8 protein-coding genes are annotated in these 13,805 nt (G+C 74.9%); 6 read left to right on the forward strand and 2 right to left on the reverse strand.

Translation table 11 applies throughout. The features are described from left to right. Positions 1–391: 391 nt before the first annotated feature. Entirely contained in the window at positions 392–1,147 is a 756-nt protein-coding gene (locus tag ACGF0D_RS05590) for a tyrosine-protein phosphatase (protein ID WP_392878651.1), read from the reverse strand. Between the two features lie 379 nt (positions 1,148–1,526). Here ACGF0D_RS05590 and ACGF0D_RS05595 point away from each other — a divergent pair, with 379 nt between their 5' ends. The 6 genes from ACGF0D_RS05595 (at position 1,527) to ACGF0D_RS05620 (ending at position 12,916) form a co-directional block, all read left to right on the forward strand. Then, positions 1,527–2,642 carry a PucR family transcriptional regulator gene (locus ACGF0D_RS05595; protein ID WP_392914080.1) on the forward strand — a complete coding sequence of 372 codons (1,116 nt, stop codon included), beginning with the start codon at positions 1,527–1,529 and terminating at the stop codon, positions 2,640–2,642. Between the two features lie 338 nt (positions 2,643–2,980). Beyond that, positions 2,981–3,739: a hypothetical protein gene (locus tag ACGF0D_RS05600; RefSeq protein WP_392914081.1), complete on the forward strand. Its 759-nt coding sequence runs from the start codon at positions 2,981–2,983 to the stop codon at positions 3,737–3,739. Between the two features lie 111 nt (positions 3,740–3,850). After that, entirely contained in the window at positions 3,851–5,881 is a 2,031-nt protein-coding gene (locus ACGF0D_RS05605; protein WP_392878657.1) for a flotillin family protein, read from the forward strand. 154 nt (positions 5,882–6,035) lie between these two features. After that, a complete protein-coding gene (locus ACGF0D_RS05610; RefSeq protein WP_392914082.1) occupies positions 6,036–10,808 on the forward strand; it encodes a DNA repair ATPase in 4,773 nt (1,590 codons plus the stop codon). Positions 10,809–10,959: 151 nt separating this feature from the next. Further along, positions 10,960–11,814 (forward strand): class I SAM-dependent methyltransferase, encoded by an 855-nt coding sequence (locus tag ACGF0D_RS05615; RefSeq protein ID WP_392914083.1) that lies wholly within the window; start codon positions 10,960–10,962, stop codon positions 11,812–11,814. A 7-nt stretch (positions 11,815–11,821) separates the two neighbouring features. Further along, positions 11,822–12,916 carry an aromatic ring-hydroxylating dioxygenase subunit alpha gene (locus tag ACGF0D_RS05620; RefSeq protein WP_392914084.1) on the forward strand — a complete coding sequence of 365 codons (1,095 nt, stop codon included), beginning with the start codon at positions 11,822–11,824 and terminating at the stop codon, positions 12,914–12,916. A 444-nt stretch (positions 12,917–13,360) separates the two neighbouring features. On the opposite strand, the gene ACGF0D_RS05625 is transcribed toward ACGF0D_RS05620, so the two are convergent. Beyond that, positions 13,361–13,805, reverse strand: a 445-nt coding sequence (locus ACGF0D_RS05625; RefSeq protein WP_392914085.1) for a transposase, incomplete at its 5' end; no start/stop codon positions are given.

Genomic DNA, 13,805 nt, shown 5'->3' on the forward strand with positions numbered 1-13,805 from the left:
GCGCTACGGCAGGCCCTGGGCGCCGATCAGCCCGTGCCCGGCTCCGGGGAGGGCCCGCCGGAGCGGGAGAACGGCGTCGGAGAGGCCCCCGAGGTCCGCCGTCCTCAGCACCCGGCCGGTCCGCACCCGGGCCGACTGCCGCTGGGCCCCGTTCGGGCCGTCCGGGGCGTCCGGGTCGTCCCCGACAAGCCGACCGCCGGCCCCTCCAGTTCCTGCCCGTCCCGCTCCCGGCGCCGCCGCGGCTCCCGGTCGGCCGGTTCCGCGGCGTGCGCGTCGAGCGGCGCCCGCAGCCGCGGCCGTGCCGCTCGACGGCGCCGATGGGCACGGGGACCGGAAACCACATCGCGCGCCCGCCGACGTACGGCTCGGCAGGCAGCGGCGGGCCCTCGGCTCAGGCGGCGGCCGCCTTGGCGCGGAAGGCGCCGAGGGTGGCGGCCGGGACGCCGCAGCCGGGGAGGAACGACGCGGCGCCGCCGTGGTGGGTGCGGACGCGGTCGAGGAACACCGACATGGCCTCGGCCGGGGCCTCCAGGAGGGGCGCGGGGATGGTGAGGTTGCGGCCCTGGGAGTCGGTGACGCGGGAGGTGGTGTGGTTGTTGAGGGCGGTGCGGTGGCGCTCGGCGAGGCCGGCGAAGATCTGCGGGAGGGCGTCGGCGGTGCGGGTGTAGTCCGCGACGATGTGCTCGGCGGGGACGTCGAGGAGGTCCAGCAGCAGGGCGGTCAGCAGTCCGGTGCGGTCCTTGCCGGCGGCGCAGTGCAGCAGGACGGCGCCGGGACGGACGGTGGCGTCGACGGCGGCGGCCACCGCGTCGGGCGCGGACTCGGCCAGCAGGACGTAGAAGTCGCCCAGGTCGGCGGCCGTGGCCATGGTGCTCATCCGCGCGGTGAGGGCGTCGGTGGCGGGGTTCACCGGGGCGGCGACGACGGCTATGCCGGCGGCCTCGGCGGCGGCCCAGTCGGCGGGGTCGGTCTCCCGCGGGTCCCGCAGGTCCACGATGGTGCGGATGTCGCAGCCGCGCAGCTGGGTGACGGTGGCCTCGTCGGCGGCCGGGAACGGCTGGGCGGAGCGGTACAGCACACCGGGACGGACCCGCCGGCCCTCGGGGTCGCCGAGGGTGGCGGCGTCGCGGAAGTTGACCAGGGACATGCGGGGCCTTTCGGTGGGGCCGCACCCGGGCTCTGGACGGGGCTCCGGAGACGGGGGCTCCGGAGGCGGGGGCTCCGGAGGCGGCACGGCGGCGACGTCTGGATGTGTAACCCCTCCGGGGGCCGCCCGGCAAGCCCGGACCGGTACATCCCTCCATCCCACCCCCGTAGGCGGGCCACGGCGACCCGGCGCCGTACGGGCTGCGGCGGATCGACGGCGGATCGACGGCGGTGGCGCGCGCTCCGGCCGGGCCGTCCGGGACCGTTCGCCCGGGCCGCCCACGACCGGCCGCGGGGGCCGCCGCAGCCGTCCCGACCTGGGGCGTCCCTGATAAGTTCAGCGCCGAAACACCAGGCCGTACGGGGGATGGCAGGACACGGTGATCGAGGGTAACGACCACGACATACCCACCGAGCTGGCCGAGGTCTACCTCGTCCTGCTCGCCGACGTCTCCAGAACCGGCCGGCTGCTGCGCCGCGAGGAGCTGGAGCGCCTGCGCAAGCTGGGCGAGCACTGCGCGGAGGCCGGGTACGGGCTGCGTGAGGTGGTCGCGCACTGCCTGGCCGCGGCCCGGCGAGCCTGGCAGACCCTGCCCGGGACGACCGCCGCGAGCAGCGTCACCGAGCTGCGCCGGATGGGCGACGCGGTGCTCGGCGCCACCGACGCCGCGCTGGCCGCGCTGGGCGAGGGCCACGAGCGGGCGCAGCGCCTGGCCGTCCGCCAGGAGGAGGCGGCGCGGCGGGAGTTCATCGACGACCTGCTGTTCGGTCGCAGTGACCTCGGACTGCTCGCGGAGCGCGCGGAGCGCTTCGGGCTGCGGCTGGCGGGTGCGTACACGGTGGCCGTCGCGGTGGGCGACGAGCCGTTCGCGGACGTGCATCCGCTGGTGCACCGGGTGGAGCGGGAGCTGAGCGGGCGGTTCGGCGAGCGGGACGTGCTGCTGGCCAGCAAGGACGGCCGGCTGGTCTGCATCGCCCCCGACGCCGAGCGGGCCGTACTGGAGGCCTTCGCCGAGCTGGCGCTGCGCCCCGGGCCGGGCTACCGGCCGGTGCGCCGGGTGGCGACCGGCCGCCGGCACTCGGGGCCCAGCGGGGTGCCGCGCAGCTACGAGGAGGCGCTGGACGCACTGGACTACGCGCACCGGCTGGACCTGCCGGCCCGGCAGCTGCGGGCCGAGGAACTGCTGGTCTTCCCGGTGCTGATGCGCGACCGGGCCGCCATGGCCGACCTGGTGCGCAGCGTGCTCGGCCCGCTGACCGAGGCGCGTGGCGGCGCCCGGCCGCTGCTGGACACCATCGTGGTGCACGCGGAGGCGGCGTACGTGAACGCGGAGGCGGCCCGCCGGCTGGGCCTGAGCGTGCGCACCCTGGGCTACCGGCTGGAGCGGATCAAGACGCTCACCGGGTACGACCCGGCGGACGCACTCCAGCGCTTCACCCTGGAGACGGCGGCCATGGGGGCGCGGCTGCTGAACTGGCCGGAACGACCGCTGTAGTTCCGGCGCGGTCCGGAGACTACGGCTGTAGTACCACCCACTACGGTTGCAGTGTCGCTCACTACGGTTGCAGTCCCGCCGTCCTGCGGCACCGCCACCGCGGTTGCGGTACCGCCACTGCGCCCCCGCGGCGCCAAACCCGCGGGGCCCCGTTGCGGCCGTCCGACGGTCGTCCTGTTGCCCGGTTGTTGCAGTGTCACGCGGGCCGTGCGTACCAGGGTGTCAAGAGGGCGTAAAGATTGCCGGATCCTGGCAATGTGCGGCCGCGCCCGGCACTGCCATGATCTCCCCGGCGCCGAAGCGCGGTGCCGTCGGAAGGGCGGGGGAGGGCGGCCGGGATGGGGGGATTCTTCGCGGCCGCGCTGGCCTTTCCGACGGCGCTGTTCAGCTTCGCGCTGGTGGTGGTGGTCGGGTACTGGTTGCTGATGCTGTTCGGCGGTCTGGTGCCCGGCGCCGTGCACGGGGGGCACGGCGGCGGGCACCACGTGGACGTCGGGCACGCGGGGCACCACCTGGGTGCCGGGCACGGGGGACACGCCGGACACGCCGCGGACGCCGGTCACGGGGGACACGGTCACGGTGGGCACGGTGCCGGGGGGCACGATGCCGACGGGGGATCCGACCGGAGCGGCTCCGGCCACCACGCGGGCGTGCTGGACAGGCTGGGGCTGGGCGGGGTGCCCGTGACGGTGGCGGTGTCGCTGCTGGTCGCGCTCGCCTGGTTCGTCAGCCTGGCCGGCACCGTCCTCACCTCGGGGGCACCGGCGCGCGGCGGCGTGTTCGTCGTCGCGCTGGTCGCCTCCTGGGCGGGAACCCGGGCGCTCGTCCGGCCGCTGTCGCGGCTGTTCCCGCAGGACCGGCCGGCCACCCGGGGGGACTTCGTCGGCCGGGTCTGCGTGATCCGGACCGGCCGGGTGACTGCCGACTTCGGGCAGGCCGAGGTCACCGCGGAGGACGGCTCCACCGCGACCGTCCAGGTCCGCACGGCGGAGCCCGAACCGGCTCTGACGGCCGGGCGGACCGCCCTGATCTTCGACTACGACGCCGAGGGCGAGCACTTCCTGGTGGCGCCCTTCGATCCGCCGTCCGTCACCTGACGCCTCACCGGTTCACCGGTTCACCCTCCCCCTTCACCTCCGCCTTCAACGCACCTCTCTTCTTTTTTCTTCTCTTCGCACCAACTCGCCATCTCGTCAAAGGACTCCGTGATGGACACCATCGCCGTGGGTTTCGGCGTGCTCGTCGCCGTCGTGCTGCTCATCCTGCTCGCCATGCTGCTGTTCGTGGGCCGCCTGTTCCAGAAGGTCGAGCAGGGCAAGGCACTGATCGTCTCCCGGACGAAGAAGGTGGACGTGACCTTCACCGGCGCGATCGTCCTCCCGGTGCTCCACAAGGCCGAGTTGATGGACATCACCGCCAAGACGGTGGAGATCCACCGGGCCGGCCGGGACGGCCTGATCTGCCGCGACAACATCCGCGCGGACATCCGGATCTCGTTCTTCGTCCGGGTCAACAAGACCGTCGAGGACGTCATCAAGGTCGCGCAGTCGATCGGCACCGCCCGGGCCAGCGACCCGCAGGCGATCCAGGAGTTCTTCGCGGTCAAGTTCGCCGAGGCGCTCAAGACCGTCGGCAAGCAGCTGGACTTCACCGACCTGTACACCCACCGGCACGAGTTCCGGGACCAGATCATCGCGGTCATCGGCACCGACCTCAACGGCTACACCCTTGAGGACGCGGCCATCGACCACCTGGAACAGACCCCGATGAGCCAGCTGGACTCAGACAACATCCTGGACGCCCAGGGCATCCGCAAGATCACCGAACTGACCGCGATCGAGCACGTGCGCACCAACGAGTACCAGCGCAACGAGCAGAAGGAGATCACCCGGCAGAACGTGGACGCCCGGGAGGCCGTCCTGGAGCTGGAGCGCCGGCAGGCCGACGCCGAGATCCGCCAGCGCCGCGAGATCGAGACCCTGCGGGCCAAGGAGGACGCGGTGATCGCCCGGGTGCAGGAGGAGGAGCGGCTCAACGCCCAGACCGCCTTCCTGCGCACCGAGGAGCTGCTCGGGGTGCAGCGGGAGAACCAGGCCCGCGAGGTCGCGGTGGCGCAGAAGAACCGCGAGCGGGTGATCGCGGTGGAGAACGAGCGGATCGAGAAGGACCGTCTGCTGGAGGTCGTCGGCCGCGAGCGGGAGACCGAACTGGCCACGATCGCCAAGGCGAAGGAGGTCGAGTCCGCCAAGCGCGAGGTCGCCGACGTGGTCCGCGAGCGGGTCGCGGTGGACCGCACCGTCGCCGAGCAGGAGGAGGCCGTCAAGACCCTGCGCGCCACCGAGGAGGCCGAGCGCGTCCGCAAGGCCGTGGTGATCCAGGCCGAGGCCGAGGCGCAGGAGAAGCTCGTCAAGGACATCAAGGCCGCCGAGGCCGCCGAGCAGGCCGCCGCGCACAAGGCCCGCGAGGCGCTGGTGATGGCCGAGGCCCGGCAGCAGGCCGCCGAGCTGGACGCGGCCGCCAAGATCCGGATGGCCGAGGGCGTCCGGGCGGAGGCCGCCGCCGAGGGGCTGGCCCGGGTCCAGGTCCGCGAGCAGGAGGCCGCGGCGGTGGAGAAGGTCGGCCGCGCCGAGGCCGTCGTCCAGGCCGAGAAGGCGAAGGCCGCCGCGCTGGAGATCGGCGGGAAGCTGAAGGCCGAGGCCGAGGGCCTGACCGAGAAGGCCGCGGCGATGGCCAAGCTGGACGAGGCCTCGCGCGGGCACGAGGAGTACCGCCTGCGGCTGGCCGCCGAGAAGGACGTCCGGCTGGCCGGGCTGGACGCCCAGCGGCAGATCGCCGAGGCCCAGGCGGCGCTGGTCGCGGCCGGGCTGGAGAAGGCGAAGATCGACATCGTCGGCGGGGACTCGGTGTTCTTCGACCGGCTGGTGCAGTCGGTGACGGCCGGCAAGAGCGTGGACGCCTTCGTCGGCCACTCGCAGACCGCGCAGACCCTGGCCGGCCCCTGGCTGGACGGGCGGGCGAGCTTCACCGAGGACCTCACCCGGGTACTCTCCTCGGTCTCCACGGCGGACGTGCAGAACCTGACGGTGTCCGCCCTGCTGATGAAGCTGATCGGCTCCGGGGCCGGCGACCAGGCCGGTCAGCTGCGCCAACTGCTCGACTCGGCACGGAAGCTGGGCGTCGCGGAGACCCCGATCGGGGCACTGGCCGGCGGCCTCGCCGCGGCCAACGGCTCCAAGTGACCGGCCGAGCGGCCGCGTCAGCCGACCCACCCGAGCCGAGCGGCTCACCCGGGCCGACCGTTTCGCCCGAGCCGACCGTCTCAGCCGAGCCGACCGACTCGCCCAATCCGACCGACTCACCCGACTCAACCCGCTTCAACCGAGGAACGTGACCGTGACCGTGGACGCCCTCGACGCCCGGCTCGACGCCGGCACCTACGAGGTCCTGCGTGACCGGCTCGCCCGAGCCGCCGCCGAACTCGCCGACCGGGCCCAGGCGTTGAACGCCCGCCGGGTCGCCGAGTTCGGCGGCGGGGAGCTGCGGCTGGCCGGCACCGGGCGGCTCACCACCGCCCGGGCCTGCCTGCCGCAGGACCTCACCGCCGCCGGCGGGCAGCTGCTGCTCGGCACCCGCCCGGCCCAACCCACCGACGGCGACGAGGACTTCACCGATGTCCTCGGCCTGCACCACCCGGACCTCTCCCCCGCGCCCGCCGAGGGCACCCTGCTGGACGACCCCCGGCTGCGCCAGGACCTCGCCGACCTGCGCCGCTACTTCCGCGACGCCCGGCTGGAGCGGCTGCGCCCGGTGGACGGCCGGCTGCTCGCCGTCTTCCGCACCGGCCCGGCCGCCACCGACGTCCGGGTGCTGCGCTGGCGCCTGGACGGCGGCCTCACCGAGGGCGCCCGGCCGTCCTACCTGGACGGGCGCGGCGAGCGCGACCACACCCCCGCCGACGGCCGACAGCTGCCCTGGACCGCGCTCACCCGGGACGACCAGCTGCCCGCCGGCCCGGGCCGCCCGCCCCGCGCCGACCTGGCCGGCGAGCTGCTGGTCGGCGTCGACGGCGGCCGACTGACCATCACCACCCCGGACGGCCGGGAGTTGCACCGCGAGCCGCTCGCCGAGGCCCTCCAGACCCTTGCCGACGCCCGGATCGCCCATGCCCGGATCGGCACCCTGCTGCTGGTGCGCGTGCGCCCGTACCAGGAGGAGACCGAGCGGCACCTGGTGGTCCACCTGCCCACCGGCACCGTCACCCGGATCGACGCGCTCGGCCAGGCCTGCCTGCGGCTGCCCGCCGACCAGGGCGTCGCCTTCCCCGGCGGCTGCCACCTGGTGGACGGCACCGTGCGCACCTTCGACCAGCCGGTCGACGGCCTGGTGTACGAGCGCACCGTCCTGTCGCCCAACGGCGAGGACGTGCTGTACGAGTTCCGCTCCCCCGTCGACGGCCGCGCCCTGCTCCAGCCGTACAACAGCGTCCGCCAGGAGGCCGCCGCCCCGCTGCCGTGCCAGGGCTACGCGCTGCTCGCCGACGGCACCCTGATCGCCCTGCGCCCGGCCGAGGACGGGCCGAGCCGGCTGCACACCGTCCAGCTCTGGCAGACCCCGTTCACCAGCGAGCGCTTCGCCGCCGAACAGCCGTCCGGCAGCGGCCCGTTGGCCCGGATCGGCAACGCCGACCTGGTCCGCGGCCTGGCCGACTGCCTGGCCCTGGCCCGGCTGGCCGCGGCCGGCGCCGACACCCCGGCCGGCCACCAGGCCGTCCTCGCCGCCTGCACCCGCACCGCCGACCGGCACCACTGGCTCGGCCAGAGCGGCCTCGGCGACCTCGCCGCGCCGCTCGCCGAGATCCGCGACACCGCCCGGCAGGTCGTCGCCGAATACGAGGCCGTCGCCCAGCTCACCGCGCACGCCGCCCGGCGGACCGACGAGGCCGCCGAGCACGTCGAGGGCCTGCTGCGCACCGCCCGCGGCGAGACGCTGGCCGACGCCGCCGAGTGGGTCGACCGGCTGGCCGCTCTGCGTCGCGCCCAGGGGCGCGTCGAGGCGCTGCGCGAGCTGCCGCGCGCCGACGTCCAGCGGATCGACGCGCTCGCCGCGCACCTCGCCGAGGGGCTGGCCGAGGCCGCCGACCGCGCCGTCGTCCAACTCGCCGAACCGACCGCCTTCGAGCCGCACCGGCGTCGGGCCGGCGAACTAGCCGAGCGCTGCTCCGCCATCGCCACCGCCGCCGAGGCCGAGCCGCTGGGGCTCGAACTCGGCTCCCAGAGCGAGGCGTTGCAGACCGTCTCGGAGCTGGTCGGCACCCTCGACCTGGCCGACGCCACCACCCGCACCGCGATCCTCGACCGGCTCGCCGACGTCCTCGGCCTGCTCAACCGGGCCCGGTCCGTGCTGACCGTGCGCCGCCGCGAGCTGCGCACCCGCGAGGCCGCCGCCGAGTTCGCCGCCGAGACCGCCCTGCTCGGCCAGGCCACCACCGCCGCGCTCGCCGCCGCCGACACCCCCGAGGCCTGCGACGAGCAGCTCGGTCGACTGCTGCTGCGGATCGAGCAGTTGGAGACCCGCTTCGCCGACGCCGACCCGGCCCTCGGCGAGCAGCTCACCGCCCGGCGCACCGAGATCCACGACGCGCTCACCGCCCGCCGCCAGCACCTGCTGGAGGAGCGGGCCCGGCGCGCCGACCGGCTGGCCGGCTCCGCCGAACGCATCCTCGACACCCTGCACCGCCGACTGGCCGCACTGGACTCCGCCGAGGAGATCGAGGCGGCCTTCGCCGCCGACCCGACGGCCGTCAAACTCCGCGACCTCGCAGGGCAGTTGACCGCACTCGGCGACCGGGTCCGGGCCGAGGAGCTGACCGGCCGGCTGCGCGCCGCCCGCAGCCGCGCCCACCGGGCCCTGCGCGACCGCGCCGAACTCGCCGGAGACGGCCCCGGCACCCTGCGACTGGGCCGGCACCTGTTCGCCGTCACCACCCAGCGGCCCGAACTCGCCCTGGTGCCCTGGCGCGGGCGCCCAGCCTTCACCCTCACCGGCACCGACTACCGCTCCCCCGTCACCGACCCGGCCTTCGCCGCCACCGAGCGGTACTGGGACCGCCCGCTGCCCTCGGAGACCCCGCGGCTGTACCGCGCCGAGTACCTCGCGGCGAGCCTGCTGTCGGCCGCCGAGGCCGGGTCGCCGCCCGCGGACGGCGACCTGCTGGAGTACGTCCGGCGGGCTGCCGAGCAACGCCCGGACGAGGGCTACCAGCGCGGCGTGCACGACCACGACGCCGCGCTGCTGCTCCGCGCCCTGCTCCGGCTCGACGCCGAGGCCGGACTGCTGCGCCACCCGGCGGCCGCCCGGGCGGCCGCGCAGCTGTACTGGGCCCACGGCACCGACGAACGGCAGCGGCTGCTCTGGCACACCCGGGCCCGCTCGCTGGGCCTCGCCCGGGACGCCTTCGGCGGCGCCCCGGCGGCGGCCGCGCTGGACGCGCTGGCCTCGCTCGCCGACGAACTCACCGCCGCCGTCGCCGACTTCGTCCCGGGAGCGGAGCCCGCCGGGCCCTACCTGGTGGCCGAACTGGCCGCCGCCGCACCCAGCTTCGCCCACTCGGCGGGCGCCGCCGCACTGCTCGACAAGTTCCGCGCCGCCCCCGAGTCGGCCGGCCTCACCGAGGCGCTGGCCGCACTGCCCGAGGAGCCCGCGCTGCTGCCCGTACGGCGCCAACTCGCCACCACCTGGCTGGAGTCCGGATCCTCCGACGCCAATCCGGCCGACCTCGCCGAGGCCGCCGCAGCGCTGCTCTGCCCGTCCCTGCCGCGCCGGCCCGCCGAGGGGGCCGTGGGCGCCCGGGTCACCGGGCTGCTCGGCGACCACCCGCGAGTCACGGGCGGGGCGCTCGACCTGCGCCTGGACGAACTACTCGCCCGGGTAGCGGAGTTCGAGCAGGTCGAGATGCCCGGCTACCGGGCCTACCAGCGGCTGCGCGGCGACCTGCTGGCCGCCGAGCACGCCCGGCTGCGGCTCGACCAGTACCGGCCCGCCCCGCTCAACGGCTTCGTCCGCAACCGGCTCATCGACCAGGTGTACCTGCCGCTGGTCGGCGACAACCTCGCCAAGCAGCTCGGCACCGCCGAGTCCGGCGGGCCGGTCGACCGCAGCGGCCTGCTGCTGCTGGTCTCCCCGCCCGGCTACGGCAAGACCACCCTGGTCGAGTACCTCGCCGAGCGGCTCGGCCTGCTGCTGGTCTCCGTCAGCGGCCCCGCGCTCGGCCACCGGGTCACCTCGCTGGACCCGGCCGAGGCCCCCGACGCCACCTCCCGGCGCGAGCTCGAGAAGCTCAACTTCGCCCTGCACGCGGGCGACAACGTGCTGCTCTACCTGGACGACGTCCAGCACACCTCGCCCGAGTTCCTCCAGCGCTTCATCCCGCTGTGCGACGCCCAGCGCCGGATCGACGGCGTCTGGGACGGCGAGGCCCGCGAGTGGGACCTGCGCGGCAAGCGCTTCGCCGTGGTCATGGCCGCCAACCCGTACACCGAGTCCGGCCGCCTCTTCCGGCTGCCCGACATGCTCGCCAACCGCGCCGACGTGTGGAACCTGGGCGACGCCGTCGCCGGACGCGAGGACCTCTTCGCGCTCAGCTTCGTCGAGAACGCCCTGCCCGCCAACCCCCACCTCGCCCCGCTCGCCACCGCCGAGCGCACCGACCTGGACACCCTGCTCGCCCGCGCCCGCGGCCTGCCCGGCGGCACCCTGGCCGGCGCCTGGCCCGCCGCCGAGGCCGAGCGGATGACCGCCGTCCTGGCCGGCCTGCTCCACCTGCGCTCCACCGTCCTGGCCGTCAACCGCGCCTACCTCGCCTCCGCCGCCCAGGACGACCGCGCCCGCACCGAGCCCCCCTTCCTCCTCCAGGGCTCCTACCGCAACATGGCCAAGCTCGCCCAACGCCTCGACCCCGCCCTCACCCGCCCCGAACTCGACGCCCTCCTCACCGACCACTACCGCGCCGAGGCCCAGCCCCTGGGCGCCGACGCCGAGGCCCAACTCCTCAAGCTGGCCGAGCTCCGGGGCGTCCTCACCGAGGAACAGGAGGCCCGCTGGGCGCAGCTGAAGCGCTCCTGGCGGTCACGTCCGGACACGGGTGCCATCCACAAGTTCGAGCCATAGGTCGAGGCTTGGCGCTTCGCGCTTGAACAGTCGGGGCGATCCGACCGATCTTTCGCGAGCCATCTTCATCACATGACCACATGATTCCCTCCATCGGGGAGTCCGCCCCTGTCGTCGGATAGCGAGGCCGCTGGGCGGGTAGCCAGGTGCCATGGGTGCTGAGGGGCTCGATCTGGCCGGGCTGCGCAGGGTGTACGGGCGGGCGGGGAGTCGGTGGTTCTACACCCGGGTGGCGCGCAACGCGCGGCACTGGGGGTGGACGGAGCCGGGGCAGTCGAAGTGGCGGCTGTGGCGGGCGCAGCGGCAGTTGCAGGACGTGCTGGGGCGCAAGCTGGCGCTGCCCGCGGGGGCGCGGGTGCTGGACGCCGGGTGCGGGGCCGGGGTGGTGGCGCGGGCGATGGCCGTGCGGTTCGGGCTGGAGGTGACCGGGGTCGACGTCCTGGACTTCCACCTCGCCGAGGCCCGCCGGCTCAGCGCGCGGGCGCGGACGGGCGGGCGGACGGCGTTCCGCTTCGGGGACTTCCATCGACTCCCGTTCGGCGACGGGGAGTTCGACGGCGCGTACTCGATGGAGACGCTGGTCCACTCCTACGACCCGTCCCGGGCGCTGGCCGAGCTCCACCGGGTGCTGCGCCCGGGCGGCCGGCTGGTGCTGCTCGGCCCGATGAGCACCGGCCCGCTGGAGAAACTGGAGCCTGCGGCAAGGGCGTTGATCGAGCCGTTCCTGGACGCGATGACGATGACCGGCGCCAGGATCTACCACGCCGGCAACCTCCCCCGGCTGCTCGCCGGGGCCGGGTTCGAGGTCGAGGAGGCACTGGACGCGACGCCGCACTACCTGCCGACCTCGGAGGCGGTGCACGCGTACTTCCGACTGCCGTGGGAGCTGGTGCGGCGCTTCGGCGATCCCGCCAAGTGGATCAATCTCCGCTCCACGGTGGAGATGTACGCCGTGCGCGAGCACGTCGCCTGGTACGTTCACACGGCTGTCAAGCCATCGAGGTGAACTCCGCATGGACGAGCACGCCGCCCCGTTGCCGTACCCCACCGGCTGGTTCTGCGTCGGCCGGGCCCGGGACCTGCCGCCCGGGCGGGTGCGCACCGTCCGGCTGATGGGCGAGGACGTGGTGCTGTACCGGACGCGCCGGGGCGCGGTCCGCGCGGTCGGCCCGCACTGCCCTCACCTGGGCGCGCACTTCGGGGCGGGCGGGACGGTCCGGGGCGAGGAGCTGGTCTGCCCGTTCCACGGCTTCGCGTTCGGCCCGGACGGCTCGTGCACCGGTTCGCCGGACGGCGTCCGGTTCCGGGCCTCGCTGGCGCGGCGCCACCTGTGCGAGCGGGACGGCGCGTTGTTCGTCTGGTGCGGCCCTGACGGCGGCCCTGACGGCGGGCTGAACGGCGGACCGGACGGTGGCCGGGACACCGGTTCGCCCACCTGGGAGCTGCCGCCGGCTCTCGGGGTGCGGCCGCTGGCGTGGTGGAGCGGAGAGGTGGCCTCCCACCCCCAGGAGGTGATGGAGAACAGCGTCGACTTCCGGCACGTGCGGGTGCTGCACGGCCTGGACACCCGGGAGACCGCCCCGCCGGAGGTGGCCGGCCCGCTGTTCACCGTCCACCAGCGCACCACCACCCGGTTCCCGGGGCTGGGCGCGGTGAACCTGGAGCAGCCGGTGACGCTCGCCGGGCTCGGGATGAGCCGGCTGGAGGTGGAACTGCCGCAGGTGGGCGGCACCTTGTGGGTGTGGGTGCTGCCGACGCCGATCGCGCCGTGGCGGACCAGGGTGCGGTTCGCGGTGACCGCCACGGTGCCGGTGCCGGGGGTCGGCGCGGCGCGGGCCGTCGACCGGGCGGCTTCCTGGGCGGCGCTGCGGGCCTCGGTGCGGATCATCAAGCAGGACCGGCCGGTGCTGGCCCACAAGCGGTACCTGGCGCAGCCCCGGCTCGTGCCCGGGGAGCGTTCGATCGGGCTGTTCCGCCGCTGGACGCGGCAGTTCTATCCGGGGTTCCACCCCGAGCCCGCCGCCGGGGTCCTCCGCTCCGAACTCCAGGGCGAACCCCAGGCCGGACCTTCGAACGGTCTCCGGCCCGAGCCGGACACCGCCGACTGAGCCCTGGCCGGGGCGGCCAGCGACTCCCAGACCGGATCGGGCAGTCCGGGGACGGCTCGCCCCTCGGCCTGCCAGCGCCGGGCCAGCTCGGCGTAGATGGGCGCCTCCGGCGCCTCCGGCGCCTCCGGTGCGTCCGGTGCATCGGGTGCATCGGGTGCGTCCGGCCCGTCGGGGGCGTCGGGCACCTCCGGCGCCCGCGACACCTCCGCCCCCTTCGGGACCTCCGGCGGCCGGTCCGGGGCGCCGCGCAGGATCGTTTCCTCACCCGGTTGCCACTCCGGCCCCGGCAGCCGCCCAAAACCACTCACGCTCAACCAACGCCCCCGGCCGTACCGGGTCACGCTCCCGTCAACCCGGCGCGACGCAGGTCAGCCCTCTGCGGGGAGCGGCCGGGTGCGCAGGAAGTCGGCCCACCGACTCTGCTGGCGAAGTATTTGATCTGGGTCAGGCCGCTGCTGCGATGGCGTGTTGGGTGCAGAGTGTGTGGATGCGGGTGGGGTGGCGGTCTGGTCGGGTGGTGGTGTCGTAGTGGGTGCCGAGTCGGCGGATGTTGATCGCGATGCCGGTGAGGACGTTTTGCAGGTGGGTTTTGGTGAGCCCTCGGTAGCGGGATCGTCGCAGGCCGGGGCCTCGGACCGCTTGTGAGATGGTGCCTTCGATCCCGGCGCGGGCCCGGTATGCCTGGCGCCACTCGGGGGTGTCTTGTTCGGCCTGTATCCGTGTGCGGGCGGTGTGGACGGGTTCGGGGTGGATCTGCAGGGTCCGGCTCACGTGGGGGGCGGAGGTGGTGCACTGGGCGCGGATGGGGCAGGGCCGGCAGTCGGCGCGGGAGAAGCCGACGTGGATCAGGCCGTTCTTCTTCGGTCGCATGGAGATGCTGGTGGCTCCG

Origin of the sequence: Kitasatospora sp. NPDC048298, assembly GCF_043201465.1 — a bacterium.
GTDB lineage: Bacteria > Actinomycetota > Actinomycetes > Streptomycetales > Streptomycetaceae > Kitasatospora.

What these genes read in the sequence shown, in the direction of transcription:
- ACGF0D_RS05620 (WP_392914084.1), top strand. Translation starts at nt 11,822, where the DNA reads ATGGACGAGCACGCCGCCCCGTTGCCGTACCCCACCGGCTGGTTCTGC.
- ACGF0D_RS05590 (WP_392878651.1), bottom strand. Translation starts at nt 1,147, where the DNA reads ATGTCCCTGGTCAACTTCCGCGACGCCGCCACCCTCGGCGACCCCGAG.
- ACGF0D_RS05605 (WP_392878657.1), top strand. Translation starts at nt 3,851, where the DNA reads ATGGACACCATCGCCGTGGGTTTCGGCGTGCTCGTCGCCGTCGTGCTG.
- ACGF0D_RS05600 (WP_392914081.1), top strand. Translation starts at nt 2,981, where the DNA reads ATGGGGGGATTCTTCGCGGCCGCGCTGGCCTTTCCGACGGCGCTGTTC.
- ACGF0D_RS05615 (WP_392914083.1), top strand. Translation starts at nt 10,960, where the DNA reads ATGGGTGCTGAGGGGCTCGATCTGGCCGGGCTGCGCAGGGTGTACGGG.